Raw genomic sequence first — 26,729 nt, 5'->3', positions numbered from 1 at the left:
GCAATCATGCGATTTACCGATAAAGTGCTGGCAATCACCGGCGCCGCACAGGGCATTGGTCGTCAGACCGCCGAACAGGCTGCTCGTGAAGGCGCGCGTCTGCTATTGATTGATCGTTCACGCTACGTGCACGAACTGGCGGCGACGCTGGCCGCCGCCGGCTGTGACGTGCTGGCGCTGGAAGCCGACCTTGAGCAGTGGGAGAGCACCGAACGGGTATTTGCCGACGGCGTGGCGCACTTTGGCCGCCTGGACGTGGTGATTAATAATGTCGGCGGAACCATCTGGGCACGACCATTTGCGGAATATCTGCCGGATCAGATTGAAAAAGAGATCCGCCGTTCGCTGTTCCCTACGCTCTGGAGCTGCCGGGCGGCGCTGCCGTGGATGCTGAAGCAGGGTAAAGGCAGTATCGTGAATATCTCATCGGTGGCGACGGCTGGGGTGAACCGGGTTCCTTATTCGGCGGCGAAAGGCGGCGTGAACGCGCTGACCCGTTCGCTGGCCCTTGAATATAGCGATAGCGGTATTCGGATTAACGCCGTTGCGCCGGGAGGCACCGATGCACCGGCACGCCTGACGCCACGTAATGACGAGCAGCCGACAGAGCAGGAAAAGGCGTGGTATCAGCAGGTGGTGGATCAAACGGTGGCAAGCAGCCTGATGCATCGTTACGGCACGCTGGCGGAACAGGCAAATGCTATCCTGTTTCTCGCCAGCGATGAGGCCAGCTACATCACCGGGGTGACGCTGCCGGTAGCGGGAGGCGACCTAGGCTAACGCCGGGTGGCATACCAGCAGAGCAGGGAGCCCGCGCAGACCATGGCGGCTCCCTGCCAGAATGACCACGAAAGTGCGGCGCTGAGCAGAACGGCCGCCAGCGCTGAGGAGAGCACCGGTGTAAAGTAAGAGGCGGCGGCCAGCAGACTGACATTGCCGTGCAGAATGCCGACGTTCCACGCTGCATAGGCTAATCCTAATGCCAGTGCGCACAGAACCAGTTTAATCACCACCGGCCAGCTGAAGATCATCGGTGGCTGTTCGCTTAGCAGGAATTTCACCCACAGGCTGAGCGCCGTTAATAAAACAAACAGCGTAATACCATTTTTGCCTTTGGCATATCTGGCGGTGACGGTGCAGTAGGCCGCCCAGATAAATGCGCCAACGAAGGCCAGAATATAGCTCAGCGGGCTTGAGATAACATTGCGGGTTATTTCTGCGATATCCAGACCGTGTTCGCCGCCTAGTACCCAGGTCACGCCGAATAGCGAGAGCAATAAACCTGGAATCACCCATAAGCTGCTTTTTTGGCCGTTGAACAGAATAGCAAACAAAATGGTCAGGCTCGGCCAGAGATAATTGACCATGCCGACTTCAATCGCCTGTTGGCGGGTGCCCGCATAGCCAAGTGAAAGCGCGAGACAAATTTCATAGCTAACAAACAGCACGCTGCCGGCTACAAGATAACGCGGCGGGATTTGACGCAACTGCGGGAAACCGACGGTAAAAATAAGCAACAGGCCGCTCAGGCTGTAGATCATTGCTGCACCGCCCACCGGGCCAAGCCCTTCGCTGACGCCGCGAATCAGCCCCACCATGGTGCTCCATAATACGATGGCGGTGAGTCCCGTCAGCGTCGCTCTCTTTTTATCCATCTCTAACCTGATGCTTTTACAAACGAAGTCTGCGGTTATAGCATTTTTTTGCCGCTGCTGGTGATATTTTTCCGCGACGCCTAACCCTAAAGGATTAATGAAATTCGGTAACCCTGACTATTAAGGGGGGCTCAGTTTTCGACATTGATTTGACGCAAAAAAAACAGGGGCATTGCTGTTAGTTTCCTTCTCGAAGTACATCCATACGATGAGGAAAACAATGGACGTCAGCCGCAGAAAGTTTTTTAAAATCTGCGCGGGCGGTATGGCTGGGACGACGGCTGCGGCATTAGGGTTTGCCCCGAAAATGGCGTTAGCACAGGCGCGAAATTTCAAATTACTGCGCGCTAAAGAAGTTCGTAACACCTGCACATACTGCTCCGTAGGTTGTGGGCTATTAATGTATAGCCTGGGCGATGGAGCCAAAAATACCCGGGAATCAATTTACCACATTGAAGGTGACCCGGATCATCCGGTAAGCCGTGGCGCGCTGTGCCCGAAAGGCGCGGGGCTGCTGGACTATGTACACAGCGAAAGTCGCCTGCGCTATCCGGAATACCGCGCACCTGGCTCAGATAAATGGCAGCGTATTTCGTGGAGTGAAGCCTTCGATCGCATCGCAAAATTGATGAAGGCCGACCGCGACGCCAACTTTATTGAGAAGAATGAGCAGGGCGTTACGGTTAACCGCTGGCTCTCCACCGGGATGCTGTGCGCATCCGCGGCAAGTAATGAGACCGGCATGCTGACGCAGAAGTTTGTGCGCTCGCTTGGCATGCTGGCGGTAGACAACCAGGCGCGCGTCTGACACGGACCAACGGTAGCAAGTCTTGCTCCAACATTTGGTCGCGGTGCGATGACCAACCACTGGGTTGATATCAAAAACGCTAACGTCGTGATGGTGATGGGCGGTAACGCCGCTGAAGCCCATCCAGTGGGTTTCCGCTGGGCGATGGAAGCGAAGAACAATAACGATGCCACGCTTATCGTTGTCGACCCGCGCTTTACGCGTACGGCGTCGGTGGCCGATATCTATGCGCCAATTCGTTCCGGTACCGACATTACCTTCCTGTCGGGCGTACTGCTGTATCTTATCGAAAACAATAAGATCAACGCCGAATACGTGAAGCATTACACCAACGCCAGCCTGCTGGTGCGAGATGACTTTGCCTTCGAAGACGGCCTGTTTAGCGGCTATGACGCCGAGAAACGTCAGTACGACAAATCGTCCTGGAACTATCAGTACGATGAAAACGGCTACGCCAAACGCGATGAAACGCTGACCCATCCGCGCTGCGTGTGGAACCTGCTGAAGCAGCACGTTTCGCGCTATACGCCGGACGTGGTGGAGAACATTTGCGGTACGCCGAAAGCGGACTTCCTGAAAGTGTGCGATGTGCTGGCTTCCACCAGTGCGGCAGACCGTACCACCACCTTCCTGTATGCGCTGGGCTGGACACAGCACACCGTTGGGGCGCAGAACATTCGCACCATGGCGATGATCCAGCTGCTGCTCGGCAACATGGGGATGGCTGGTGGTGGCGTGAACGCCTTGCGCGGTCACTCTAACATTCAGGGTTTAACCGACTTAGGTCTGCTGTCGTCCAGCCTGACCGGTTATCTGACGCTGCCGTCGGACAAGCAGGCGGATCTGCAAACCTATCTGACTGCCAATACGCCGAAAGCGCTGCTGCCCGATCAGGTGAACTACTGGAGCAACTATCCGAAGTTCTTCGTCAGCCTGATGAAGTCGTTCTACGGCGACGCGGCGACGAAGGATAACGACTGGGGCTTTAACTGGCTGCCGAAATGGGACCAGGCCTACGACGTTATCAAATACTTCAACATGATGGATAACGGCAAAGTCACCGGTTACATCTGCCAGGGCTTTAACCCGGTTGCGTCCTTCCCGGATAAAAACAAAGTCGTGCGCAGCTTAAGCAAGCTGAAGTACATGGTGGTTATTGACCCGTTAGTGACCGAAACGTCTACCTTCTGGCAGAACCACGGCGAGTCTAACGACGTTGACCCATCAACGATTCAGACCGAAGTGTTCCGTCTGCCGTCGACCTGCTTTGCAGAAGAAGACGGTTCTATTGCTAACTCCGGTCGCTGGCTGCAGTGGCACTGGAAAGGTCAGGAAGCACCGGGTGAAGCGCGCAACGACGGCGAAATTCTGGCCGGTATTTACCATCGTCTGCGCGAAATGTATCGCAACGAAGGCGGTAAGGGCGTTGAGCCGCTGCTGAAGATGGGCTGGAACTACAAACAGCCGGACCATCCTGAGTCGGAAGAAGTCGCGAAAGAGAACAACGGCTACGCGCTGGCCGATCTGTATGACGCCAACGGCGTGCTGGTGGCGAAGAAGGGTCAGTTGCTCAATAGCTTTGCGCTGCTGCGCGATGACGGTACCACGGCATCCTCCTGCTGGATTTATACCGGTAGCTGGACCGAACAGGGTAACCAGATGGCCAACCGCGATAACGCCGACCCATCAGGGCTGGGCAATACGCTGGGTTGGGCATGGGCCTGGCCGCTGAACCGTCGCGTGCTGTATAACCGCGCCTCGGCGGACGTGAACGGCAAACCGTGGGATCCAAAACGGATGCTTATCCAGTGGAACGGCACGAAATGGACGGGTAACGATATCCCGGACTTTAATACCGCACCTCCGGGAAGCAAAACCAATCCGTTTATCATGCAGCAGGAAGGTCTGGGTCGTCTGTTTGCCCTCGATAAGCTGGCAGAAGGGCCGTTCCCGGAACACTACGAGCCGATGGAAACGCCGCTGGGGACTAACCCACTGCATCCGAACGTTATTTCGAGCCCGGTAGTGCGTCTGTACGAAGAAGATGCCGTGCGCCTTGGGAAGAAAGACAAGTTCCCATATGTTGGCACCACCTATCGTCTGACCGAGCATTTCCATACCTGGACTAAGCATGCGCGTCTCAACGCCATTGCGCAGCCGGAGCAGTTTGTGGAAATCAGCGAAGGGCTGGCGAAGGCCAAAGGGATTGCCAACGGTGACCGTGTGACCGTCAGCAGCAAGCGTGGCTTTATTCGCGCCGTGGCGGTGGTAACCCGTCGTCTGCAGACGCTGAACGTGAACGGTCAGCAGGTGGAGACCATCGGTATCCCGCTGCACTGGGGTTACGAAGGTGTCGCACGTAAAGGTTATATCGCCAATACCCTGACGCCGAACGTGGGTGATTCCAACTCGCAGACGCCGGAGTATAAGGCGTTCCTGGTTAACATCGAGAAAGCGTAAGGAGCGTTTAAATGGCGATGGAAACACAAGACATTATTAAACGCTCTGCAACTAACCCGATTACCCCCGCGCCTCGTGCGCGGGACTATAAGGAAGAAGTTGCCAAGCTGATTGATGTCTCCTCCTGCGTGGGCTGTAAAGCCTGCCAGGTGGCCTGCTCCGAGTGGAATGATATTCGCGACGAAGTGGGGCATTGTGTTGGGGTTTACGATAACCCGGCGGATCTGAGCGCTAAGTCCTGGACGGTGATGCGTTTTAGCGAAACCGAACAGAACGGCAAGCTGGAGTGGCTGATTCGTAAAGACGGCTGTATGCACTGTGAGGATCCGGGCTGCCTGAAGGCGTGCCCGTCCGCCGGGGCAATTATTCAGTACGCCAACGGGATCGTCGATTTCCAGCAGGAAAACTGCATCGGCTGTGGTTACTGCATCGCCGGGTGTCCGTTTAATATTCCGCGCCTCAGCAAAGAGGATAACCGCGTTTATAAATGCACCCTGTGCGTAGACCGCGTGAGTGTGGGTCAGGAACCGGCCTGTGTGAAAACCTGTCCGACCGGAGCGATTCACTTCGGCACCAAGAAAGAGATGCTGGACGTAGCGCAGGAGCGCGTCGAAAAGCTTAAGAAACGCGGCTATCCGCATGCCGGTATCTATAATCCGGAAGGCGTGGGCGGCACCCATGTGATGTACGTGCTGCATCATGCGGATCAGCCTGAGCTGTATCACAAGCTGCCGAAGGATCCGGCTATCGATACCAGTATCAATCTGTGGAAAGGGGCACTGAAACCACTCTCCGCCGCGGGCTTTATCGCCACCTTTGCCGGGCTGATTTATCACTACATTGGTATTGGCCCGAACAAAGAAGTGGACGATGACGAAGAGGAGGATGGCCATGAGTAAGTCGAAAATGATTGTGCGCACGAAGTTTGTCGATCGCGCCTGTCACTGGACGGTGGCTATCTGCTTCTTCCTGGTGGCGGTATCGGGGATTTCGTTCTTTTTCCCGACGCTGCAATGGCTGACCGAAACCTTCGGTACGCCGCAGATGGGGCGTATTCTGCACCCGTTCTTCGGCGTACTGATCTTCGTGGTGCTGATGTTTATGTTTGCCCGCTTCGTACATCACAACATTCCGGATAAGCAGGATATTCCGTGGGTGCTGGGGATTGTCGAAGTCCTGAAGGGTAACGAGCATAAAGTGGCGAAGGTCGGGAAATATAACGCCGGGCAGAAGATGATGTTCTGGACCATCATGAGCATGATTTTTGTGCTGCTAGTGACCGGGGTGATTATCTGGCGCCCTTATTTTGCGCCGTTCTTCCCGATTCAGGTGATTCGCTACGCGCTGCTGATTCATGCCGCTTCAGCCATCATTCTGATCCACGCGATCCTTATCCATATGTATATGGCGTTCTGGGTTAAAGGGTCAATTAAAGGGATGATTGAAGGCAAAGTCAGCCGTCGCTGGGCGCAGAAACACCATCCGCGCTGGTATCGTGAAGTTGAGCGAGTAGAGGCGAAGAAAGAGAGTTCGGAAGGGATGAAGTAAGGGTTCTTTCTGTAAGTGAAGAGCGGCTTGATGTCCCTTGAGGGGGAGCGTTAAGCCGCTCTTTTTGTGTGTGGTATTGCAGGACTCATGTGTTTGTAACGAGAGCATCAATAGCTGAGATTACGCTTGAGCGTTCACTGCGTAAATTACAGATAAAATGTCGGTTATTGAGCTTACCTTTATTTATGCTGGTTATTGATGGTGTATTGATTACCACTGTCTGGAAGTCAATATTCACCAACGGCGTTGCCTGATGGTAATAACCGTTTAAATAAGCATGACGACTTAAAGGAAGCACTAGCCGTGTTGAAAGATTGCCATAATAGTCATGTTGGATCACCATAATATACGGATGAATATGACGGGTTCTTTCAGACGGATTTCGATAAACATCAAATTGGCGGCACATTAAAGTACCTCATAAAAGGGATCGTCGGTTAACAGCCCTGTTAATTGCGTAAACGCGTTCATTCTGTTAATAAATTCACGATCTTCGTTAGCACTGTTGTACTGTTCGATATCGCCAGGCGAGGCGTTATTCGCTGAACCGTTTGCCATGCCATTTTTCGGTATTTCCCTAACTGTGTTGTTTGATTTCATGATGACCTCCTTGTGAAGAAGAGCACGATTATCCACCGTTCCTGCTAAAACACAATTAGCCTGATTCCGCCTTTGCGCGCCGCCTTCCAGAAAATATTGTCCAGTTGCCTACGCACTCATCTCGGCCTCGAACATGAACCATTCGCGCTGTATATATGGATAAATACGTTGTTAGGCGTTTTAGGCTGGTCTGTACCCCATGAATGGTCAATAATGCCTCTCTGCAAACTCAACAGAAACAAGTGATTAGAGGGATGAAAAAGACAATTTTTGCGCTGGCGCTAGGCACGTTTGGCCTGGGGATGGCGGAATTTGGCATTATGGGCGTGCTGCCGGAATTGGCGCATGACGTAGGGATCTCGATCCCGGCGGCAGGCAATATGATCTCCTGGTATGCCTTCGGCGTGGTGATCGGTGCGCCGATTATTGCGCTGTTTTCCACACGTTTCTCCCTGAAATCCATCATGCTGCTGCTGGCGGCGCTCTGCGTGCTCGGCAACATCATTTTTACCTTTTCATCGAGCTATGTGATGCTGGCGATTGGCCGTCTGGTTTCGGGCTTTCCGCACGGGGCTTACTTTGGCGTGGGGGCGATTATTCTGTCGAAGATTGCGCCTCGTGGCCGGGTGACGGCGGCAGTAGCCGGGATGATCGCCGGGATGACGGTGGCAAATCTGGTGGGGGTGCCAGCGGGAACATGGCTGGGGCACCAGTTTAGCTGGCGCTATACCTTCCTGGCGATTGCGCTATTTGACGTGGCGGTGCTGGTGGCGATTGTAGCCTGGGTGCCGACGCTGTTTGATAAATCCGACGCGCGGCTTCGCGAGCAGTTCCACTTTTTGAAAAGCCCTGCACCGTGGCTTATTTTCGCGGCGACCATGTTCGGTAACGCTGGGGTATTTGCGTGGTTCAGCTATATCAAGCCGTTTATGATGAACGTCTCTGGTTTCCAGGAAGGGGCCATTATGTTCATTATGATGCTGGTGGGGTTGGGTATGGTGCTGGGCAATATCCTCAGCGGTAAGCTCTCCGGACGCTACAGTCCGCTGCGTATTGCGGCAACGACCGATTTCGTTATCGTGGTGGCGCTGCTGCTTATCTTTGCCCTCGGCGGCTTTAAGGTGGCGTCATTGACGTTGGCGTTTATCTGTTGCGCCGGTCTGTTCGCGCTGTCGGCGCCGCTGCAAATCCTGCTGCTGCAAAATGCGAAGGGCGGTGAAATGCTCGGGGCCGCTGGTGGGCAAATTGCCTTTAACCTCGGTAGTGCAATTGGCGCTTTCTTTGGCGGGTTGATGATTACGATGAATTTTGGCTGGAGTTCGGTGGCGCTACCGGCGGCGGCGCTGTCGTTCCTGGCGATGTCGTCTCTGCTGCTTTATGCGCGTTATCAACAGCAGCAACAAAAGCTGGTGGCTGCCTTAGAGTAGCCTCTCCCTTAGCGGGAGAGGCTCACCGTATTAATGGCGAAGATCGATAACCATACGGCCACGGATCTGGCCCAGTTCCATCTCTTTAAAGATAGCGTTGATGTCGTTTAACGGACGCAGCGCCACTTTCGGCACCACTTTCCCTTCAGCGGCAAACTGGAAGGCCTCGGTCAGATCCTGACGGGTACCAACCAGCGAACCGACCACTTCAATACCGTCCAGCACCAGACGTGGAATATCGAGGCTCATCGCTTCTGGCGGCAGGCCAACGGCCACCACGCGGCCACCGGCACGCACAGCGTCAACGGCGGAGTTGAAGGCCGCTTTAGCGACGGCGGTAACGACCGCGGCATGCGCGCCGCCGGTCAGTTCCTGAACCTGCTTCGCCGCATCTTCGCTGCGGGAGTTGATGGTAAGATCCGCGCCCATCTCTTTGGCCAGCTTCAGCTGTTCATCGTTAACGTCAAGGGCAATCACTTTGGCATTAAAGACGTTTTTAGCGTACTGCAGCGCCAGGTTGCCCAGACCGCCGAGACCGTAAATCGCAATCCACTGTCCCGGTTTGATTTTCGAAATTTTCACCGCTTTATAGGTGGTGACGCCGGCACAGGTAATGCTGCTGGCCGCCGCAGAATCAAGACCATCCGGTACTTTAACCGAGTAATCAGCGGTGACGATGCACTCTTCAGCCATGCCGCCATCAACGCTGTAACCGGCGTTTTTGACCGAACGACACAGCGTTTCGTTGCCGCTGTTACAGTATTCGCAGTGGCCGCAGCCTTCGAAGAACCAGGCAACGCTTGCACGGTCACCCACTTTCAGAGAGGAGACGCCAGGACCGATCGCTTTCACGATCCCAATACCTTCATGGCCGAGGATCACCCCGGTCTTGTCACCGAAATCGCCGTTTTTGACGTGCAGATCGGTGTGACAGACCCCGCAGCATTCCATGGATAACAGAGCTTCACCATGCTGCAGTGGGCGCAGCGTTTTTTCGGTGACGTTTACCTGATGGTCATGCGTGACGACAGCAGCCTTCATAATCCTACTCCTGGTTAATATGTATTTGATAATAATACTCATTAATGATTAGTCATGGGGAGATAAAAAGCAAGGCCGGAGGAGGGAAGAATCTGGTGGTTTTTCATATTGATAGCACATAGCGTTCACCATTCTGTCATTCTGCGGTCATCATTTATTCATCAGTAAACTCTACCGTGTCGTTTTTGCTTTTCTTATAACGATAGAGTGAACGCACAATGCATCTGGTAAAAACTATCCTCGCCACAAGCCTGTTTCTTTCCGCCGCCGTGCAGGCGCACAATGTGCTCGACTTCCCGCAGCCGGAGAACAACCCGGAAGAGTTTTATGCGGTAACGGAGATCCCGGCCGGTGGCATTATTAAATATGAAACCGACGCCAAAACCGGTTTTCTGGTCGCCGATCGTTTCCAGTCGATGCCGGTGGCGTATCCTGCCAACTACGGCTCGCTGACCCAGTCGCTGGCGGGAGATGGCGACCCATTGGACGTGGTGTTCTATACCCGAGCGCCAATGGCTCCGGGTACGCTAATCAAACTGCGCGCCATTGGCGTATTGAAGATGATTGATGGCGGGGAGAAAGACGACAAGATTATCGCCGTGCCAACCAGCAAGATTGACCCGACCTATGACGATATCAAAAACGTCAGCGACTTGCCGAAGGTAGAACAGGAGCGTCTGCAGGCATTCTTCCGCGTCTACAAACAGCTGCCGGAAGGGCGTAAAAAGGTAGAGCTGAACGGCTTCAACGATGCCGCTGCCGCGAAGCAGGAAATCAAACAGGCGTGGGACGCCTGGAAAGAGAAGCACCCACAGTAAAATGTAGCCCGGACGAGGCGGAACGCCGACTCCGGGGAAAACCCGGCGTTGCTGCGCTCGGCCGGGCTATGGGTAGGTTAACTTAACTGATTATTGATATTGGCAATCTCCTCTCGCCAGCGCTGCTGCAACTGCGGTTTCTGATGTTTCGGCTTACGCGCCAGGTCTTCGGCTAATCGCCACTCAAGCTCAATTAAGCGCTCCAGCAGGTCATCTGCTTCCGAGGTGATTTTCTCTTCTGGTTTTGCTGTCGTTCGCGCAGCATCAGGGCAGATGCGGTGACGAAGCTGCTCGTACACTTCATCCGCATCGTGCCACTCGCTTAACCCGTTTTCGTCAATTAACCAGAAGCGGTTGCAGCTATTGCTGATCAGCTGACGATCATGGCTGACCAACAGCAGGCCGCCAGGATATTCTCGCAGCGTTTGCGCCAGCGCCTCTTTGCCATCGATGTCCAGATGGTTTGTCGGTTCATCGAGCAGCAGCAGGCTGTAACGAGCAAGCGATAGTCCGATAAACAGCAGACGAGAGCGCTCGCCGCCGCTTAAGGTACTGACCTTTTGCCCGTGACGCGCCCAGCCAAAGCCCGCGGAAATCAGCGCGCGTTTACGCGTTTCCGCATAGGGCTCGAACGGTTCCAGTGCATCCAGCAGGCTGTCATTATCTGCCAACTGGTTCAGCGTCTGGTCGTAATACCCGGGTTTCAGACGTGGGTGCAGCTTCAGCCCGGTCTCCGCTGATTCTTGCTGCATTTGCCGCCAGAGGAGGCGTAACAGCGAGGATTTACCGCCGCCGTTGCGGCCCATGATGGCCACGCGATCGCCGCTTTGTAACCGTGTAATACCGGTGGTAAACAGCGGTGGAAGTCCCGGAGCTGGCGGCACTGGCAGGGTATCCATCTCAAGCAGCCGGTCTGCCCGCAGCGCATCACCGTGGAGTGCGAGCGTCCACGGCGTACCGGAGGTGAGCTCCGTCTGACTCTCCTTTAAACGTGAAACCTGTTTTTCCATCTGTTTGGCTTTACGCGAGAGATCTTCGTTGTCGTACACCCGTCCCCAGGTGGCCAGCCGTTTGGCGCTGGCGGTGACGCGGTCGATCTCTTTCTGTTCAGCCTGATGACGCAGCGCATCGCTTTCGTCCTGTTCCTCCAGCGCCTGACGGGCGGCGGTGCAGGGCAGTGAGAAGGCGTGCAGGGTCTTATCACGTAATATCCAGCTGGTATTGGTGACCGCATCCAGCAGGGGATTATCGTGTGAAACCAGCACGAAGCTACCGCTCCAGCTATTCAGGAAGTTCTCCAGCCATAGCAGTGTTGGCAAGTCGAGGTGGTTGCCCGGTTCATCCAGCAGTAGCAGGTCTGGTTGCAGCATCAACGCTCGCGCTAATAACAGCCGGGTATGCTGGCCACCGCTGAGCGTCGCGGCAGGATGATCAATCTCATTGGGTGCAAAGCCCATCTCCATCAACAGACGTTCTGCCTGCCAGCGCTGGCTTTCATGCTGCGAAGCGGGCTGCTGTGCCAGTACGGCCTCAATCAGCGGCTGGTCGAGTAGCGCATCAGGAAGATGCTGTTCTACGCGCGCCATCAGGCAATGGCTGGCTAACGCGACGCGCCCGGAAGAGGGAATTAGCGTGCCGTCCAGTACCTGTAACAGGGTACTTTTGCCGCAACCGTTGTAGCCGATAAGGCCAATACGGTCACCTTTTTTCAGGGTAAAGGAGAGGTCAGTAAAAAGAGGGCCGAACGCCGTCTCAACGTGAAGAGATTGTGCAGTTAGTAATGTGCTCATTTGCTTACTCAAGAGTTACAGGCATGGGAATGCCTCGTCAAACATCGCTGACGATAACCTGGTAAGCCCGAGGGAAGGGTTTAGGGATTGGTGTCTTCGCTCAAGCAGAAGTTATCGCAGCACGATACCGATAACGCTTGAGCTGGTGCGATCACCAAATGTATGTGAAACATTGAAAATTTCACAGTACAGCATAATTAGCCTCCTTTTAGTGTTGTCAGGTTGAAAGGTGATGGCAGTGTAGCGGCAGTGTGAATATTAATCTAGTGAATATATCATTAGTTACAACATACATTATAGAAGGATGTAAATCACGCAAGATTAAGCACTGTGCTAATCATCATTTGTTCTACAGGAGAGCAAGGAAAAACCCGGCGGCGCTGCGCTTGGCCGGGCTACAGAGTGTGTTAGATAGAAGTTCGACGGTAGCTGCGATATTCCGGCAGCCAGAAGTTCTCATCAATGGCTTCTTGCAGGGCATCGGCGGAGGTATTGGTGGCGACACCTTGTTGCTGTGCCATTTTGCCGACCGCAAACGCAATGGCGCGAGAGACTTTATGGATATCTTTCAGCTCTGGCAGCACCAGACCTTCACCGTGGTTAGCCAGCGGGGAATGCTTTGCCAGTGTTTCGCTGGCAGACATCAGCATCTCGTCGGTAATACGCGACGCACCGGAGGCAATCACGCCCAGACCAATACCCGGGAAGATATAGGAGTTGTTGCACTGGGCGATAGGATAGACGGTGTCTTTCCAGCTGACCGGTGCGAACGGACTACCGGTAGCGACCAGCGCCTGGCCGTCAGTCCAACTGATGATGTCCTGCGGCGTGGCTTCAACGCGTGACGTTGGGTTCGACAGCGGCATCACGATTGGACGCGGGCAGTGCTTATGCATCTCACGAATAATTTCTTCCGTGAACAGCCCGGTCTGGCCGGAAACACCAATCAGAATGTTTGGCTTCACGTTGCGCACAACGTCGAGCAGGGAGATCTCGTCGTTGTCATGCTGCCAGCCCTGAATTTTTTCCTGTTTCTGCGCCAGTTTGCTCTGGAATGAAAGCAGGTTAGGCATCTGGTCAGTCAGCAGACCGAAACGGTCAACCATAAACACGCGGCTACGTGCTTGCTCTTCGCTCAGGCCTTCACGCTGCATCTGGGCAATGATCTGCTCAGCGATACCGCAGCCTGCAGAACCTGCGCCCAGGAAGACCACTCTTTGCTCATTCAGCTGGCTACCCGCCGCGCGGCTGGCTGCAATCAGCGTGCCGACGGTGACCGCCGCGGTACCCTGGATGTCATCGTTAAAGCAGCAAATTTCATCACGGTAACGGTTAAGCAGCGGCATGGCGTTTTTCTGCGCGAAGTCTTCGAACTGCAGCAGCACGTTTGGCCAGCGGTGTTTTACGGCCTGGATGAAATCATCCACGAACTGATAATACTCATCGTCGCTGATCCGTGGGTTGCGGCAGCCCATATAGAGCGGGTCATTCAGCAGCTGCTGATTGTTGGTTCCGACGTCGAGCACCACCGGCAGCGTATAGGCCGGGCTGATACCGCCACAGGCGGTGTACAGTGAAAGCTTGCCGATAGGAATGCCCATACCGCCGATCCCCTGGTCACCCAGACCCAGAATACGTTCACCGTCGGTCACCACGATCACTTTGATATTGTGGTTTGGCACGTTCTGCAGAATATCGTCCATATTGTGACGATTCTGGTAGGAGATAAACACACCGCGCGCGCGGCGGTAGATCTCAGAGAAACGTTCGCAGGCGGCGCCAACGGTTGGGGTGTAAATCACCGGCATCATCTCATCGAGATGGTTTTCAACCAGGCGATAGAACAGGGTTTCGTTAGTGTCCTGAATATTGCGCAGGTAAATGTGCTTATCGATTTCAGTTTTGAAACCCTGGTACTGGATCCAGGCGCGTTCGGCCTGCTCCTCAATGCTTTCAACAACCTCAGGCAGCAGCCCGAGCAGGTTGAAGTTGCTGCGTTCTTCCATGCTGAACGCGCTGCCTTTATTCAGCAGGGGAAATTCCAACAGAACAGGTCCCGCGTAGGGAATATAAAGGGAACGATTTTTATTGCCTGGTAACATCTTACGTAACTCCGTTGTCTTTCACTCCAGCCCTTCTAGCGGGCCGGCAGAAACTGCAGCGCGCAAGATTATAGAGCAATGGTTAACGTGATGCTGACAAATTGGCAGGCAAGGCACAAAAAAGCGCACGATCGTTTACAACTTCGCCAATTAACCCTTTGTGCGATGGTCGAGGCGGGCGGTTATTCATGAACTAAGCTCATGACGGTATTGCACTAGCGGGCATAGTGTCGGCGGAGAATGTGCGATAGGTTGTACTCTGGCTGAAAGTTAAACACGAAATGAGAGGTAACGTCATGAAAGTGTTAGGTTATGCTGCGACAAACCCGTCGACACCGCTAGCGCCATTCACCTTTGAGCGCCGCGAGCCGCGCCCGGATGACGTAGTTATTGATATTCTCTACTGCGGCGTATGCCACTCAGATCTGCACCAGGCGCGTAACGACTGGGGGTTCAGCACCTATCCCATTGTTCCAGGCCATGAAATTGTGGGCCGCGTACGTGCAGTCGGCAGTGAAGTGACCAAATTTAAGCAGGGCGACCTGGCTGCTATTGGCTGCATGGTCGACTCCTGTCGTGTCTGCCAGCCGTGCCAGCACGGGCTGGAGCAATATTGTGAAGAGGGTAACGTCCAGACCTATAACGGCCAGGACCGTCACGACCACTCCACGACCTACGGCGGATATTCACAGTCGATTGTCGCCAGTCAGGATTTTGTTCTGCACGTGCCGGAAAATATGGATCTGCAAGGCGCAGCGCCTCTGCTGTGCGCTGGTATCACCACCTGGTCGCCACTGCGTCACTGGAAGGTAGACGCCAACAGTAAGGTAGCCGTCATCGGTTTAGGCGGGTTGGGGCACATGGCCATCAAGCTTGCCAGCGCGCTGGGTGCGGAAGTGACGCTGTTTACCCGTTCGCCGGGTAAGGAAGCCGATGCTCGCCGTCTGGGTGCTCATCATGTGGTGGTCTCTACCGACCCGGCGCAGATGGCCAACGTGCAAAATCAGTTTGATTTGATTATTGATACCGTGCCGTACGTTCATGAGGTGAATTCTTATCTGCCAACCCTGACGCTTGACGGCACGCTGGTCTTCGTAGGTCTACTGGGCGATATGCCAGAAACCAGCACAATGCCGCTGCTGCTGGGCCGCCGATCTGTCGCTGGCTCCTGCATTGGCGGCATCGCTGAGACGCAGGAGATGCTCGATTTCTGCGGCAAGCATGGGATTGTTGCTGACGTGGAGGTGATTGATATTCATAACATTAACGCCGCGTTTGAGCGGATGCTAAAAAGCGATGTGAAGTACCGTTTTGTCATCGATATGGCTTCGCTGACGGCCTGATGCTTCGTCACGGGTCCGCATGGACCCGTGACGTTGTCACAAATACATTGCCAATTTACCCATCCCATCCGCTATCGGAAGCCAGATAAGATTTCACCGTCATCAGGCGATGAGCAAGACAAAGCCTGATGGTGCTGCGCTTGTCAGGCCTACACCAGATTAAGCGCGATAAGGCTTTCAGCGGTGGCAACAATTGCCGCCTGCGGGTCACGCGGTTTCCAGCCCAGCAACGTTGTCGCTTTTTCATGGCTCACATTCATGTCAACCCCCAACAGTTTCACCATACCCAGCATCACCGGATTTTTCTGCGCCGCGGCGCGAACCATCTCATCGCTCATTGGCAGCGTCGATACCTTATTTGCCGCATCACCCAGCGAGTGTTTTAGCGTTTGCGCTACCTCGAGGATTGTCAGGCTATGTCCGGCGCTGGCAAGAAAGCGTTCGCCTTTGGCCGCAGGATGCGTCATCGCCAGCAGGTGCAGGTCGGCAACATCACGCACATCAACGAAGCAGGAGTTGATATTCGGGCAACCTGGTTCACCCTCCAGCATATTTTTGATAATGCGGGTGGAGTGGGAATAGTCGGCGCCTAATACCGGCCCCAGCACTGCGACCGGGTTAATGGAGGACAATTCCAGACCGTTGCCTTCGCGGGCAATAAACTCCCACGCGGCGCGTTCGGAGAGCGTTTTTGATTTCTGATACGGCCAGACATCACCGCTGACGTCGCTCCAGTCGTTTTCGGTAAATGGGCGAGGGTAATCCGCCGGATGGCCCACACCGATAGCGCCAAACGCCGAGGTTAGCACCACGCGCTGTACACCCGCATCCCGGGCGGCGCGCAACACGCGCAGATTGCCGTCGATGGCCGGATTCACCCAATCGGCCTCTTTGGTCTGGCCGCCGGAAGGGGTTGGCGATGCGCCGTGCATCACGAAGCGACAGCCCGCAACGGCATCGTCCCAGCCATCGTCAGCGGTCAGATCTGCCACCACGAACGACAGGTCTGCGCCAGGCTCAATGCCGCCTTGCTGTAAATTGCGGCGCACTTCTTCTTCACGCTCTGCGCTACGAATTGTGGTACGTACCTGATATCCGCTATTGAGTAGGGCAATAATACAGTGTTGGGCAATAAAACCTGTGCCGCCGGTGACTAAAACGCGTGCTTTACTCATGATGCAATTCTCTTTATACGATGGGCTTGAGGAATAGAGTAAGCCGCTACAGGCGTATTGTGAATGCTTGATAGTCCGTCTGAGTTGCGCGATAGTACGGAAATGAACATTGACCCGTTTTCTGACATTCTCAAACTGACGCGCGCCGAATCACTGGTGACCGGTGGGTTTACCGCCGGTGGCCGCTGGGCGCTGCGTTTTCCTGCACCGGATAAAATCAAATTCTTCGCCATTCTTCGCGGCCAGTGCTGGGTATTACTGGAAGGTGAGCCGCAACCGATTCTGTTTTCCACCGGTGACGTTGGCCTGTTAAGCGCTAAGCGGGCATTCGTGCTGGCGAGCGACCCGGAGGTTGAGCCGATTGACGCCATGAGCGTTTTCTTTGGTCCAGGTAAACCCCATGCGCCTATTGGTGAAGGGAATGACGTTGAACATATTGGCGGCCACGTGCTGCTGAACCCAACCAGCGGTAAACTACTGACGCACGTCCTGCCGCCGTGGATCCACGTTGCGGCAAACTCGCCGCAGGCCACCTCATTCCGCTGGCTGTTGGATCAACTGGTGCAGGAACGTCTTCAGCATCAGCCTGGTTCACAGCTGGTTTCAACGCAGCTGGCGCAACTGCTTTTCGTGCAGATTTTACGCGCCCATCTGCAAAATAACGACGCGTTACCCGCCGGCTGGTTGCGCGTATTGAGCGATCGTCGTTTGAGCCCGGCTTTGCAATTGATACATGGCGAGCCAGCGCGCGCCTGGCATCTCGATGAACTGGCCAAGGCCTGCGCAATGTCGCGAACGATATTTGCTCAGCACTTCCGTGAAACGGCTGGCATGACGCCCATTGCCTATCTGACCCAGTGGCGTATGCGGCTGGCAGAACAGGCGCTAAGCGAAGCGGGCGAGCAGGTGGCGGAAGTGGCCCAATCGCTCGGTTACGCCTCGGTTAGCGCATTTAGCAACGCCTTTAAGCGGGAAACCGGTTTATCGCCTAAAGCATGGCGACAAACTGCTTTTAGCGCGCCTGGAACATGATGGTGTCGCTGACGAAACTCCCGTCGGCGGCGATGTCAAAGTGCGTGCGTACCTCGTTGGAGACTTTATCCTGCAGGTAGCGAATAGCACTGACGATGTTTTCTGGGGTTTTCATACGTGCCACCCAGGATGAAAATTCCAGGTGCAGCGTATCCCCGACCAGTTTATCAATCATCATGCCGCGCCCGTTGACCATCGCCAGCCATTCACCCTGTGAGTAGTTGCGGATGTGGGACGGGTCGCGCAGCATCTCAATGGTTTGCAGCCAGACATCGAGCATCGGTTTACCCGGTGAGGCGATGTCCATCATGATAAAACGCCCGCCGGGTTTCAGAACGCGACGGATTTCCATCAGCGCGGCCTGAATATCGTGCCAGTGGTGTGCGGAGTAGCGGCTAATCACAATGTCAAAACGGTTATCGGCAAACGGCAGTACTTCTGCTGGGCCTTGCGCACAGCGGATGTTCGGCAACTGACGATTTTTTGCCTCTTGCTCCACAACCGCCAGCATCCCTTCGGATAAATCATAGGCAGTGACCTCTGCAACCAGCGGGGCGGCGGTAAAGCTGGCGTGCCCGGCACCGCAGCCAACATCCAGCAGACTCGCCTGCGCGTCATCGCTCAGCCATTCGGCCAAACGACGTAAATCGGCACCCTGGGCGTGGACATTACTCTGTAAATACGCAGCGGCCTGGCCGCTAAACTGTGACTTTACCAATGCTTCATGATGGTTGCTCATACCGGTCTTCCTCTGTTGTTATGTTCTTGTTAAAACGGACTATACGCCGGGATTAATACGGGTACAATATTGCCATTTATACTGGTATATCGAGTTACTACCATGGACAACACAGGACTGAAAGGGCCTGAGGCGCTAGGGGCATTTTTACGCGTCAAACGGGAAAATACCTCACCGGAAATGTTGGGGATCCCGATACTGTCACGGCGCAGAACCAAAGGGCTGCGGCGCGAAGAGGTGGCGCAGATGAGTGGGATCAGCACCACCTGGTACACCTGGCTTGAGCAGGGACGCGACATCACCGTTTCGGCGCAAACCCTGTCGGGGATTGCCTTCGCGCTTCAGCTTAAACCGGCGGAACGAGAGTACCTGTTTCTGCTCGCTCATAAAAGTGACCCGCTGGTTGAGCAGGTTCCGGCGGTAGAGCAGACGATTTTGTCCGCCGTCAACGCGGTATCTGAACCTTGCTATCTGTTGGATCTCACCTGGCAGGTTCTTTCCTGGAATCCCGGCGCCGGGACGCTTTTTGCCGGGTGGTTGGACGTAGATTCAGAGCCGAATATGATGCGCTTTATGTTCCAGAACCCGCTGGCGCGTGAGTTGGTTGACAACTGGGAGGTCCGCGCCCGCCGTATCGTCGCCGAATTGCGGTCCGACGCAATTCACTATCCTAACGACGCAACGCTTAATGCCTTTGTGCAACAGATCAGCGATAACAGCAGCGATTTTCGTGAATTCTGGTCGCAGCAACAGGTGATCGTGCGGGAAGGGGGCGAGCGTATTTTTCATCACGCTACGCGTGGTGATTTGACCTATCGCCAGCTGAGTTGGCAGTTAGCGAGCAACCGAGCGCTTAAAATGATCATGCTGGTTCCTGAGTCGCGGTGATTTGCATTTAAAATACATTAGCGCTAATGTATTTTCATTCAATCCATGAATGAGCACCGTGACGTATGAAAAATGCCCCTGGCTTAGGTGAATTACTTCGCTATACCGCTGAGCTGATCGATAGCGGTTCGCAAGCCGCCTACCGCGAGATGTCCCTCAACTATCGGCCACGTTATACCCCCGTACTGCGCGCACTGGCAGCGGGGGCGATGACCGTCACCGACATTACCGCCATGACTCATCTGACGCAGGGGGCAGTGAGCCAATCCGTCTCGCTAATGGAGCAGGACGGCATTCTGCGTCGTGGCCCTCTTGAAGACGGGCGAAAAAGCGGCTTGCACCTGACCGACAGCGGTGAGGCGTTGGTCAGCCAGCTCAAATCTCACTGGCAAACCCTTTTTATCGCCATTCATCAGCTTGAGAAAGAGGTCGGATGGCCGCTCTTACAAGTGCTGGAACAGACGGCTCACGCACTAGAAGAGAAGGATTTTGCCCAACGTATCTCGGAGGCGAAAGCACAGGGAGGCACACAATGAGTGACAACGTCACGTTTAAAAATTGGTTTTCTCAGGGTGGCAGCGACTACGCACGCTTTCGGCCCGAATATCCAGCGGCATTGGGGGCTTATCTGGCGAGCCTGGTGACTGACCGTGCCAGCGCGCTTGACGTAGGCTGCGGTACGGGCCAATTGACCAGATTACTGGCTGAACATTTCACAAGCGTAGTGGGCGCCGACCCTAGCGCAAGCCAATTAGCCAGCGTAGAGCCGCATCCGACGATCCGTTATGTCGCAGCACCGGCAGAACAGTTGCCTGAGGATTTCGCCGGTTTTAACCTCATCACCGTCGCGCAGGCCGCTCATTGGTTTGATCTCGACGCATTTTACCGTGAAGCGCGAAGAGTCAGCGCGCCGGGCGGCATACTGGCCTTGATAAGCTATGGCGTGATGCAACTGGATGAGGAACTCCAGCAACGCTTTCAGACCTTTTACTACGATGAAATTGGCCCGTACTGGCCGGCAGAGCGTCGGTTAGTGGATGAGGGTTACCGCACGCTGGCATTTCCGTTTACAGCGTTCCCGACAGAGGCGATGAGCATCAATCTGGCGTGGCCACTGGAAGGGTTGTTGGGGTATATCTCCACGTGGTCGGCGGTGAAAAAGGTGCAGGATGCGGGAAAATCGACGCTGATTGAGGCGTTCAGTCAGGACATACGCCGCCTGTGGGGTAACCCGGAGACGTTACGGCAGATTGTCTGGCCCATTAACATGCGGGTAGGCGCGCTATGACTCAACTACAAAGTGGTATTCACTACCAGGCTCAATTCACGGTACAGCCAAAACACACCGTTCCCGCGGTCGACCCGGACTGGCCGGGTTTTGCAGACATGCCGCCGGTACTGGCAACGGCGATGATGATTGGTTTTATGGAGCAGACCTGCGTTGAGGCGCTGCGGCCCTATCTGGCGGCTAACGAACATACTGTTGGTACCGGCGTGGAGGTCCGGCACGTGGCGGCAACGCTGGCAGGCGATACCGTGACGGCGACCGTTACGCTGGAAAATGTCGACGGGCGTTTTTTGCGGTTTCACGTCAGTTGTCATGACGATCATGGGCTGATTGGCGAGGGTACGCATCAGCGGGCGATGATTGACCCGGCGAGGTTTATGCAGCGATTGATGGCGAGATAACACGGCGCTACGGCCAGGAATTAACCTGGCCGTCTTCATCCTTGCTTAGGCTGTGAGTTGCTCAACCACTTCGGCGACGCTCGCCACTTTACGAATGCCACCAATCCCGGTTCCTAAAGAGACATAGCCGTCATCGGTATTACCTTCCAGCATCCCCACGCGAAGGCCACGCAGGCCGCCCATGGTGTTGGCGAGTTCTTCTTTACTGGCACCCGCTTTGTCCATCTCGACCAGCGTGGTTGTCAGCGTTCCCGGTAGTGAACGGTAGTAGTCTGGTAGGGTGCGGAACAGGCTCAGGTCCAGGCCGTTGGCGGCGACGATCTTATCCTTCAACGAGGGTGGTACGCGACTCTCCTCAGTGCTGATAAAGACCGTGCCGGCAAAAACGCCTTCTGCGCCCAGCGCATGCGCCGCGCGAGCCGTACGTTTATCAACGATGCCTCCGGCTGCCAGTACCGGTACATTTTCCACTGCGTCAGCAATCAAAGGCACGATAGAAAACGTCCCCAGAATAGTACCAGGCAATGTGCCGCCTTCATCAAATCCCGTTGCCACGATAATGTCTGCTCCGGCACGTTCCGCCTCACGGGTATTTTCAGGGGTGGGGTTAATATCACGGTAAATAATGGTAATGCCCGCCGCTTTTAGCTCGTCAAACAGCGCCGGAATAATTGTGCCGTCGCCATACCCGGTATAAACCACCACTTTCACCGCTTCTTCTTTGATAACCGGCAGAATTGCAGGTGTCCAGATATCGTTTTCCGCGCTTGGGATCAGGTTCACGCCAAACGGTTTATCGGTTAGTTTTTTGGTTTTACGGATCTCTTCGCGCATTTTCTCCGCCGTAGCTTCCGGGGTTGAAACAGCGGTTTCTGCGGTTAACCCGGCGTTTGGCCCTAGCACGCCAAGGCCTCCGGCATTGCTCACAGCCGCCACCAGGCGAGCATCGGTCAACCAGGAGAGCGGGCCCTGAATTACCGGTTTTTCAATGCCGAGAATTTCACATATACGGTTATTTTTCATGATCTTATTTCCTTTTTGCAGCGCGAATGTGCTGGAATGCGTGCAGTGTAGGCGTGTTTATTGTTCTGAAAAATAGTGAAAATTGTGCATCACTATTATTAAATGGATAATAATCAATGCCTCGTTCTGGATGTTTGTCGCCATGCAGATAAATCTGTTTGAAAACATTAAAATTTTTATTGAGATTGTGGATGCCGGTAGCTTCAGCCAGGCCGCCGAAAACCTGCAGATTCACCGTCCGGCGGTCACTAAAGCGGTTCAGCAACTGGAAAAAGAGAGTGGAGTACGGCTATTGCAGCGCACGACCCGACGTATCTATCTGACGCCGGAAGGGGAAGAATTTTACCGTCGCAGTAAGCCACTGCTGGCACAGGCCGACGATCTGCTGGAGTCATTTTCACCTGACCGTCCGCTGCACGGTCAGCTGCGAGTAGACATGCCTATCGCCTTCGCCCGCCTGGTAGTCGTGCCTAATTTGCCTTCCTTGTATGCTGCACATCCGAATCTTGAGCTTATCCTCAGCAGCTCCGACATGCGGCGAGACATGCTGCGGGATGGGCTGGACTGCGTATTGCGAATGGGTGACCTGGATGATGGCGATTATGTCGCGCGATGCCTCGGCAATATCAAAATGACAACCTGCGCTAGCCCTGAATACCTTGTCCGCCACGGAACGCCACAAACGCTGGACGACCTTCGGGCACATCACCAGGGCGTCAATTGGATCAACAGTAGTAGTCGGCAGGTGATGCCCTGGCGTTTTGAATCGTCGACGGGCGTGGAGGAGATCGCGCTACCGGGTAAGCTTATCCTCGATAATTCCGAGGTGTACATTGCCGCCGGACTGGCGGGATTAGGATTATTACAGGGGATGAACTTCTTTTTACAGCCCTACATCGACAGTGGCCAGCTGGTTGAAGTATTGCCTGATTTCCCATGCCCGCGGAGACGATTGTCGCTGATGTACCCGCACCGCCACTTGTCACATAAGGTTCGCGTGTTTGCCGCATGGGTGGATGGCCTACTGGATGATTTACGCTAACGCGGCATTCACATTTCGTTCCCCATCGAAGTATCAAGCTTTCTGCACGTTATAGTGGGCTTATTCCACCGACAGGAGATCGCGATGATTGCCGTACTTTTTGAAGCCCACGCCGTTGCCGAAAGGCAAGCATGCTACCTTGAACTTGCCGCTGAACTTCGTCGGGAACTCGATAAAATCGAGGGATTTATCGATATTGAACGCTTTCAGAGCCTGAGCACCGCGGGAAAAATTCTATCGCTTTCCTGGTGGGAAAACGAAGAAGCGGTTCTCGCCTGGAAACGCAACGTTCTGCATCAGGCCGCACAGCGTGAAGGGCAGCAAACGATCTTTGCCAGCTACCGTATTCGGGTGGTTCAGGTAATCCGCGAGTATTCATCTGAAATGAGGCAGTCCCATCATGTATGATATCCACGTTATTATGCGTAATATTCCCGGAGAGCTCGCACGGCTAGGTTCAATCCTTGGGGAAAAGGGTATCGGGCTTGAAGGTGGTGGTCTTTTTAGCATTGGCGACCACTCTCATGCCCATTTTCTGGTTGAGGACGGCGAGCGCGCCCGGCAGGTGCTGGAGCTTGCTGGAATACCGGTAGCCGCCGTGACTAAACCGCTGATTCGGCGGTTAAAGCAGGCTCGTCCTGGTGAACTGGGTGAGATAACCAGCGTGCTGGCAGAGCAGGGAGTTAACATCTGTGTGCAGTACAGCGATCACGCTAATAGATTAATTTTACTGACGGACAATAACGATCTTGCCGCTCACATTACCGGACAATGGGATGAATAAACCCCTCAGCAGTTCCCCGGTGCAGAATGACGCCGAGGTGCTTGAAAGCGCCATGTCAGAAGTGGCTGCTGCAATTGCCGATCCTTCGCGTGTTAGCATGTTGTGTGCGCTAATGGATGGCAGAGCCTGGACCGCAACGGAGTTAAGCGCGGTGGCCGACGTTGCGCCATCCACCGCCAGCGCGCATTTGGCAAAACTGGTGCAGGGGCGACTTATCGGCTGTTTGTCACAAGGACGACACCGCTATTATCGGTTGGCTAGCAGCGAGGTGGCGACGTTACTGGAGACGCTGATGGGCGTTTCCATGCGCGCACAGCCGGCGATGAAAATCAGCACGCCGATACATTTACGTAAGGCGCGCACCTGCTACGATCACCTGGCCGGTGAGGTTGCCGTCAGTATTTACGCGTATATGCAGGAACAAGGCTGGCTTACCTCAGAAGGAACCGCGCTTTCGCCCGTGGGGCTCACTGGCTTTCAACAGATCGGCGCGACGTTAAAAACCAAAACCCGACGAAAAACCGCATGTGCCTGTCTCGACTGGAGCGAGCGTCGGCCACATTTGGGCGGCAGTGCTGGCGCCGCGCTGCTGGCCGCTTTTGAATCTCATGGCTGGGTTGAGCGTATTGAAGGTTATCGTGAAGTCCGTTTTACCCGCGAGGGAAGAAGGGCGCTGGCGCGAATTTTTGCGATTCACGATATTTAACCAGGATAGTGATACCGGAAGCCCGGTATCACCTGATACGTTTACCTACCGCTATTTCGCTGCGCCACCATAAAGAGGCGCGGGAAGGCCAGCAGTATTTTTCCGTCGTTTTGTTTCGGATAACACTCCTGCAGGCGTTGATGATAACGCGCAAGATACTGCTGCTTTTCGTGCTCATTCAGATCCTGGATCCACGGCCGTAACCCCGTCGCGCTGACCCAATCAATAATCGCCTGATGTGAATCCATTTTGTGATAGTAGGTCGTACGCCAGATATCGACATCACAGCCTGCATTGCTGAGGATGTCGTAATAAGCGTGCGCGCTGGGCAGCGGATCGCGCCCACGATTCGCATGCCCTTGTTCCTGAGCCACTTCACGCATCAATACGTGGGAAGGTTCATCCCAGTTATAGGGCATCTGAACAGCAAGAAATCCTTTATCTTTCAGCAGACTAACGAGGTACGGAAGCAGCTTATCATGACCGGAAATCCACTGGAGTGAAGCGTTGGCATAAATCACATCTGGAGGCGTTTGCGGCTGGAAGTGGCGGATATCTTCTTCAATAAAATGACAGCCAGGCAGTAGCTTTCGCGCCTCTTCAAGCATCGATGGCGATGAGTCAATCCCGGTGATATTGGCGTTCGGCCAGCGGTGATGCAATAACGCCGTGCTGTTGCCGGGTCCACAGCCAAGATCGATTGCGGAAGCAACATCATTCAGTTGAACACGAGCCAGCAGTTCAGCGGCAGGTCTCGAGCGTTCTGCGCCAAACTGCAGATACAGCGTTGGGTTCCAGTCAGACATCATCAATTTCCTTAGCGACGTTGTGGAGCATGTTGTTTATGGGATATGTTCTTAAAGTGTTAATAAGGAAATATTCCATGAAAATACGCATTCCGTCCAGGTTAGTTTCTGGCGATATCATCGCGATTACCGCACCATCATCTGGCGTTCCTGCATATCTGCATCCCCGGTTAGATCTCGCCATTAGCGCACTACGGGATAAGGGATTCAAGGTGATCGAGGGACGCTGTTTACGTCATCAGCATAAGAATAAAAGCGCCGATAAGCATCAGCGTGCAGCCGAATTAATGCATTTTCTTTGCGATCCTGACGTGAAAGCCGTGATGCCACCCTGGGGAGGCGAACTGGCCATGGAGCTATTAGAGCTTATTGATTTCAACAAGTTAAAGGACATTGAACCAAAATGGTTTAGCGGCTTTTCCGATCTCTCTACGCTACATTTACCGCTGACCACCTTGTGCGGTTGGGCGACATTGCATGGTCCCAATCTGATGGAGCTGGGTGCCAGAGAACTGGATAAAACCACGGTATCAGTATGGGAAATACTGGAGTCCGAACGCGGGAGCACGGTAACGCAATATGCCTCAGATAAGTATCAGGTTGAAGTTAACCAATGGGGCACGGCAACAGACGCCAGCTTTAATTTGACACAACTAACGCAGTGGAAGCGTCTTGATGGCCAAAGCGAGAACGTAACATTTCACGGGCGGTTAATTGGTGGCTGTCTCGATATTATCGCCAGGCTTGCCGGTACTGAGTACGGCGACATGGTGTCGTTTAAAAAACAGCATAGCGATGACGGCGTAATTCTGTATTTTGAAAACGTCGAAATGGCACCGTGCGAATTAACGCGGGCGCTATACAGTTTACGTTTTCAGGGTTGGTTCAAAAACCTTAACGGTATCATGATTGGCAGAAGTGCCGGACCGAATGCCAGCGATGCTAATCAACAAAATTATCTCGATGCGCTGCAATCAGCATTGGGGGATGTGAACATCCCGGTGCTGTACGATGTTGATATCGGACACGTGCCGCCGCAGATGTCGTTGGTGAATGGTGCGATGGCATGGGTAACGTTTAGCGATAACGGTGGATTGGTAAAACAGCAGCTGTAGGATGAATTTTTCGGTGAGGCTGTGGTTGTAAGGCTAAAATAAGCCGGATTTCGAGGAACACAATCACAGCCGCAAAACCCTGGATTTGGCCTGATTCTACATTAGTGCGCATAATGTATTGAACATGTTAAATGGCTG

The 26,729-nt window shown here is 54.3% G+C and carries 27 protein-coding genes; 17 read left to right on the top strand and 10 right to left on the bottom strand.

The window, feature by feature from the left end; genetic code table 11:
* Positions 1-6 precede the first annotated feature (6 nt).
* Positions 7-780, top strand: a complete 774-nt coding sequence (locus V6940_RS19230; RefSeq protein WP_333496952.1) for a 1,6-dihydroxycyclohexa-2,4-diene-1-carboxylate dehydrogenase — start codon at positions 7-9, stop codon at positions 778-780.
* Here V6940_RS19230 and yddG read toward each other — a convergent pair.
* Positions 777-1,655, bottom strand: a complete 879-nt coding sequence (gene yddG / locus V6940_RS19225; protein ID WP_333496951.1) for an aromatic amino acid DMT transporter YddG — start codon at positions 1,653-1,655, stop codon at positions 777-779. The genes V6940_RS19230 and yddG overlap by 4 nt on opposite strands.
* A 220-nt stretch (positions 1,656-1,875) precedes the next feature.
* Between yddG and fdnG the strand changes: the two genes are divergently transcribed.
* Genes fdnG through fdnI form a run of 3 tightly spaced genes read left to right on the top strand, consistent with a single transcriptional unit; the run spans position 1,876 to position 6,471 of the window.
* Positions 1,876-4,923, top strand: a complete 3,048-nt coding sequence (gene fdnG, locus V6940_RS19220) for a formate dehydrogenase-N subunit alpha (RefSeq protein WP_333496950.1) — start codon at positions 1,876-1,878, stop codon at positions 4,921-4,923.
* An 11-nt stretch (positions 4,924-4,934) separates the two neighbouring features.
* A complete protein-coding gene (gene fdxH / locus V6940_RS19215; RefSeq protein ID WP_333496949.1) occupies positions 4,935-5,822 on the top strand; it encodes a formate dehydrogenase subunit beta in 888 nt (295 codons plus the stop codon).
* Positions 5,815-6,471 carry a formate dehydrogenase-N subunit gamma gene (fdnI, locus tag V6940_RS19210; protein WP_035896970.1) on the top strand — a complete coding sequence of 219 codons (657 nt, stop codon included), beginning with the start codon at positions 5,815-5,817 and terminating at the stop codon, positions 6,469-6,471. The genes fdxH and fdnI overlap by 8 nt, the downstream gene beginning before the upstream one ends.
* A gap of 85 nt (positions 6,472-6,556) precedes the next feature.
* Here fdnI and V6940_RS19205 read toward each other — a convergent pair whose 3' ends face one another.
* The gene (locus V6940_RS19205; RefSeq protein ID WP_333496948.1) at positions 6,557-6,880 is read right to left on the bottom strand and encodes a CcdB family protein; all 324 of its coding nucleotides are present in this window, start codon (positions 6,878-6,880) and stop codon (positions 6,557-6,559) included.
* Positions 6,880-7,071 (bottom strand): hypothetical protein, encoded by a 192-nt coding sequence (locus V6940_RS19200; protein WP_333496947.1) that lies wholly within the window; start codon positions 7,069-7,071, stop codon positions 6,880-6,882. Before V6940_RS19200 ends, V6940_RS19205 begins: the two co-directional genes overlap by 1 nt.
* 254 nt (positions 7,072-7,325) lie before the next feature.
* Between V6940_RS19200 and araJ the strand changes: the two genes are divergently transcribed.
* On the top strand, positions 7,326-8,498 hold the full coding sequence (araJ, locus tag V6940_RS19195; protein WP_333496946.1) for an MFS transporter AraJ: 1,173 nt from the start codon (positions 7,326-7,328) through the stop codon (positions 8,496-8,498).
* A 30-nt stretch (positions 8,499-8,528) separates the two neighbouring features.
* Here the strand turns inward: araJ and adhP are convergent, their stop codons facing one another.
* Complete coding sequence (adhP, locus tag V6940_RS19190; RefSeq protein WP_333496945.1) at positions 8,529-9,539, bottom strand: alcohol dehydrogenase AdhP; 1,011 nt, start codon at positions 9,537-9,539, stop codon at positions 8,529-8,531.
* A 218-nt stretch (positions 9,540-9,757) separates the two neighbouring features.
* On the opposite strand from adhP, the gene V6940_RS19185 reads away from it, so the two are divergent.
* Positions 9,758-10,357, top strand: a complete 600-nt coding sequence (locus V6940_RS19185; protein WP_333496944.1) for an inorganic diphosphatase — start codon at positions 9,758-9,760, stop codon at positions 10,355-10,357.
* Between the two features lie 77 nt (positions 10,358-10,434).
* Here V6940_RS19185 and V6940_RS19180 read toward each other — a convergent pair whose 3' ends face one another.
* Positions 10,435-12,147: an ATP-binding cassette domain-containing protein gene (locus V6940_RS19180; protein WP_333496943.1), complete on the bottom strand. Its 1,713-nt coding sequence runs from the start codon at positions 12,145-12,147 to the stop codon at positions 10,435-10,437.
* A 407-nt stretch (positions 12,148-12,554) separates the two neighbouring features.
* Positions 12,555-14,249: an NAD-dependent malic enzyme gene (locus V6940_RS19175; RefSeq protein WP_333496942.1), complete on the bottom strand. Its 1,695-nt coding sequence runs from the start codon at positions 14,247-14,249 to the stop codon at positions 12,555-12,557.
* Positions 14,250-14,545: 296 nt separating this feature from the next.
* On the opposite strand from V6940_RS19175, the gene V6940_RS19170 reads away from it, so the two are divergent.
* Complete coding sequence (locus tag V6940_RS19170) at positions 14,546-15,592, top strand: NAD(P)-dependent alcohol dehydrogenase (RefSeq protein WP_333496941.1); 1,047 nt, start codon at positions 14,546-14,548, stop codon at positions 15,590-15,592.
* 149 nt (positions 15,593-15,741) lie between these two features.
* On the opposite strand, the gene V6940_RS19165 is transcribed toward V6940_RS19170, so the two are convergent.
* A complete protein-coding gene (locus V6940_RS19165; RefSeq protein WP_333496940.1) occupies positions 15,742-16,767 on the bottom strand; it encodes an SDR family oxidoreductase in 1,026 nt (341 codons plus the stop codon).
* 63 nt (positions 16,768-16,830) lie between these two features.
* Between V6940_RS19165 and V6940_RS19160 the strand changes: the two genes are divergently transcribed.
* The gene (locus V6940_RS19160) at positions 16,831-17,799 is read left to right on the top strand and encodes an AraC family transcriptional regulator (RefSeq protein WP_333496939.1); all 969 of its coding nucleotides are present in this window, start codon (positions 16,831-16,833) and stop codon (positions 17,797-17,799) included.
* On the opposite strand, the gene V6940_RS19155 is transcribed toward V6940_RS19160, so the two are convergent.
* A complete protein-coding gene (locus V6940_RS19155; protein WP_333496938.1) occupies positions 17,780-18,538 on the bottom strand; it encodes a class I SAM-dependent methyltransferase in 759 nt (252 codons plus the stop codon). The genes V6940_RS19160 and V6940_RS19155 overlap by 20 nt on opposite strands.
* Positions 18,539-18,640: 102 nt before the next feature.
* Here V6940_RS19155 and V6940_RS19150 point away from each other — a divergent pair, with 102 nt between their 5' ends.
* The 4 genes from V6940_RS19150 to V6940_RS19135 all read left to right on the top strand — a co-directional run bounded on the left by V6940_RS19150 (position 18,641) and on the right by V6940_RS19135 (position 21,115).
* A complete protein-coding gene (locus V6940_RS19150) occupies positions 18,641-19,426 on the top strand; it encodes a helix-turn-helix transcriptional regulator (RefSeq protein WP_333496937.1) in 786 nt (261 codons plus the stop codon).
* 65 nt (positions 19,427-19,491) lie between these two features.
* Positions 19,492-19,962, top strand: a complete 471-nt coding sequence (locus V6940_RS19145; RefSeq protein WP_333496936.1) for a MarR family winged helix-turn-helix transcriptional regulator — start codon at positions 19,492-19,494, stop codon at positions 19,960-19,962.
* Positions 19,959-20,714 (top strand): class I SAM-dependent methyltransferase, encoded by a 756-nt coding sequence (locus tag V6940_RS19140; protein WP_333496935.1) that lies wholly within the window; start codon positions 19,959-19,961, stop codon positions 20,712-20,714. Before V6940_RS19145 ends, V6940_RS19140 begins: the two co-directional genes overlap by 4 nt.
* A complete protein-coding gene (locus tag V6940_RS19135; protein WP_333496934.1) occupies positions 20,711-21,115 on the top strand; it encodes a thioesterase family protein in 405 nt (134 codons plus the stop codon). The genes V6940_RS19140 and V6940_RS19135 overlap by 4 nt, the downstream gene beginning before the upstream one ends.
* A 45-nt stretch (positions 21,116-21,160) precedes the next feature.
* Here the strand turns inward: V6940_RS19135 and V6940_RS19130 are convergent, their stop codons facing one another.
* The gene (locus V6940_RS19130; protein ID WP_333496933.1) at positions 21,161-22,138 is read right to left on the bottom strand and encodes an NAD(P)H-dependent flavin oxidoreductase; all 978 of its coding nucleotides are present in this window, start codon (positions 22,136-22,138) and stop codon (positions 21,161-21,163) included.
* Positions 22,139-22,286: 148 nt separating this feature from the next.
* On the opposite strand from V6940_RS19130, the gene V6940_RS19125 reads away from it, so the two are divergent.
* The 4 genes from V6940_RS19125 to V6940_RS19110 all read left to right on the top strand — a co-directional run bounded on the left by V6940_RS19125 (position 22,287) and on the right by V6940_RS19110 (position 24,670).
* The gene (locus V6940_RS19125) at positions 22,287-23,180 is read left to right on the top strand and encodes a LysR family transcriptional regulator (RefSeq protein WP_333496986.1); all 894 of its coding nucleotides are present in this window, start codon (positions 22,287-22,289) and stop codon (positions 23,178-23,180) included.
* Between the two features lie 84 nt (positions 23,181-23,264).
* Positions 23,265-23,588: an antibiotic biosynthesis monooxygenase family protein gene (locus V6940_RS19120; RefSeq protein WP_333496932.1), complete on the top strand. Its 324-nt coding sequence runs from the start codon at positions 23,265-23,267 to the stop codon at positions 23,586-23,588.
* Positions 23,581-23,964, top strand: a complete 384-nt coding sequence (locus V6940_RS19115; RefSeq protein ID WP_333496931.1) for an amino acid-binding protein — start codon at positions 23,581-23,583, stop codon at positions 23,962-23,964. The genes V6940_RS19120 and V6940_RS19115 overlap by 8 nt, the downstream gene beginning before the upstream one ends.
* Positions 23,957-24,670 carry an ArsR/SmtB family transcription factor gene (locus tag V6940_RS19110; protein WP_333496930.1) on the top strand — a complete coding sequence of 238 codons (714 nt, stop codon included), beginning with the start codon at positions 23,957-23,959 and terminating at the stop codon, positions 24,668-24,670. The genes V6940_RS19115 and V6940_RS19110 overlap by 8 nt, the downstream gene beginning before the upstream one ends.
* Positions 24,671-24,711: 41 nt before the next feature.
* Here the strand turns inward: V6940_RS19110 and tam are convergent, their stop codons facing one another.
* Positions 24,712-25,476, bottom strand: a complete 765-nt coding sequence (gene tam / locus V6940_RS19105; protein WP_333496929.1) for a trans-aconitate 2-methyltransferase — start codon at positions 25,474-25,476, stop codon at positions 24,712-24,714.
* Positions 25,477-25,553: 77 nt separating this feature from the next.
* On the opposite strand from tam, the gene V6940_RS19100 reads away from it, so the two are divergent.
* Entirely contained in the window at positions 25,554-26,591 is a 1,038-nt protein-coding gene (locus tag V6940_RS19100) for a S66 family peptidase (protein WP_333496928.1), read from the top strand.
* The last annotated feature ends 138 nt before the right edge of the window (positions 26,592-26,729 follow it).

Origin of the sequence: Kluyvera sp. CHPC 1.251 (genome assembly GCF_036759945.1) — a bacterium.
In the GTDB taxonomy this organism is placed as follows: Bacteria; Pseudomonadota; Gammaproteobacteria; order Enterobacterales; family Enterobacteriaceae; genus Kluyvera; species Kluyvera sichuanensis.
The sequence above is the reverse complement of the archived record's forward strand: the minus strand, read 5'-3'. Positions and strand labels throughout refer to the sequence as shown.

What these genes read in the sequence shown, in the direction of transcription:
- V6940_RS19230 (WP_333496952.1), top strand. Translation starts at nt 7, where the DNA reads ATGCGATTTACCGATAAAGTGCTGGCAATCACCGGCGCCGCACAGGGC.
- yddG (WP_333496951.1), bottom strand. Translation starts at nt 1,655, where the DNA reads ATGGATAAAAAGAGAGCGACGCTGACGGGACTCACCGCCATCGTATTA.
- fdxH (WP_333496949.1), top strand. Translation starts at nt 4,935, where the DNA reads ATGGCGATGGAAACACAAGACATTATTAAACGCTCTGCAACTAACCCG.
- fdnI (WP_035896970.1), top strand. Translation starts at nt 5,815, where the DNA reads ATGAGTAAGTCGAAAATGATTGTGCGCACGAAGTTTGTCGATCGCGCC.
- V6940_RS19205 (WP_333496948.1), bottom strand. Translation starts at nt 6,880, where the DNA reads ATGTGCCGCCAATTTGATGTTTATCGAAATCCGTCTGAAAGAACCCGT.
- V6940_RS19200 (WP_333496947.1), bottom strand. Translation starts at nt 7,071, where the DNA reads ATGAAATCAAACAACACAGTTAGGGAAATACCGAAAAATGGCATGGCA.
- araJ (WP_333496946.1), top strand. Translation starts at nt 7,326, where the DNA reads ATGAAAAAGACAATTTTTGCGCTGGCGCTAGGCACGTTTGGCCTGGGG.
- adhP (WP_333496945.1), bottom strand. Translation starts at nt 9,539, where the DNA reads ATGAAGGCTGCTGTCGTCACGCATGACCATCAGGTAAACGTCACCGAA.
- V6940_RS19185 (WP_333496944.1), top strand. Translation starts at nt 9,758, where the DNA reads ATGCATCTGGTAAAAACTATCCTCGCCACAAGCCTGTTTCTTTCCGCC.
- V6940_RS19180 (WP_333496943.1), bottom strand. Translation starts at nt 12,147, where the DNA reads ATGAGCACATTACTAACTGCACAATCTCTTCACGTTGAGACGGCGTTC.
- V6940_RS19175 (WP_333496942.1), bottom strand. Translation starts at nt 14,249, where the DNA reads ATGTTACCAGGCAATAAAAATCGTTCCCTTTATATTCCCTACGCGGGA.
- V6940_RS19170 (WP_333496941.1), top strand. Translation starts at nt 14,546, where the DNA reads ATGAAAGTGTTAGGTTATGCTGCGACAAACCCGTCGACACCGCTAGCG.
- V6940_RS19165 (WP_333496940.1), bottom strand. Translation starts at nt 16,767, where the DNA reads ATGAGTAAAGCACGCGTTTTAGTCACCGGCGGCACAGGTTTTATTGCC.
- V6940_RS19160 (WP_333496939.1), top strand. Translation starts at nt 16,831, where the DNA reads ATGCTTGATAGTCCGTCTGAGTTGCGCGATAGTACGGAAATGAACATT.
- V6940_RS19155 (WP_333496938.1), bottom strand. Translation starts at nt 18,538, where the DNA reads ATGAGCAACCATCATGAAGCATTGGTAAAGTCACAGTTTAGCGGCCAG.
- V6940_RS19150 (WP_333496937.1), top strand. Translation starts at nt 18,641, where the DNA reads ATGGACAACACAGGACTGAAAGGGCCTGAGGCGCTAGGGGCATTTTTA.
- V6940_RS19145 (WP_333496936.1), top strand. Translation starts at nt 19,492, where the DNA reads ATGAAAAATGCCCCTGGCTTAGGTGAATTACTTCGCTATACCGCTGAG.
- V6940_RS19140 (WP_333496935.1), top strand. Translation starts at nt 19,959, where the DNA reads ATGAGTGACAACGTCACGTTTAAAAATTGGTTTTCTCAGGGTGGCAGC.
- V6940_RS19135 (WP_333496934.1), top strand. Translation starts at nt 20,711, where the DNA reads ATGACTCAACTACAAAGTGGTATTCACTACCAGGCTCAATTCACGGTA.
- V6940_RS19130 (WP_333496933.1), bottom strand. Translation starts at nt 22,138, where the DNA reads ATGAAAAATAACCGTATATGTGAAATTCTCGGCATTGAAAAACCGGTA.
- V6940_RS19120 (WP_333496932.1), top strand. Translation starts at nt 23,265, where the DNA reads ATGATTGCCGTACTTTTTGAAGCCCACGCCGTTGCCGAAAGGCAAGCA.
- V6940_RS19115 (WP_333496931.1), top strand. Translation starts at nt 23,581, where the DNA reads ATGTATGATATCCACGTTATTATGCGTAATATTCCCGGAGAGCTCGCA.
- V6940_RS19110 (WP_333496930.1), top strand. Translation starts at nt 23,957, where the DNA reads ATGAATAAACCCCTCAGCAGTTCCCCGGTGCAGAATGACGCCGAGGTG.
- tam (WP_333496929.1), bottom strand. Translation starts at nt 25,476, where the DNA reads ATGTCTGACTGGAACCCAACGCTGTATCTGCAGTTTGGCGCAGAACGC.
- V6940_RS19100 (WP_333496928.1), top strand. Translation starts at nt 25,554, where the DNA reads ATGAAAATACGCATTCCGTCCAGGTTAGTTTCTGGCGATATCATCGCG.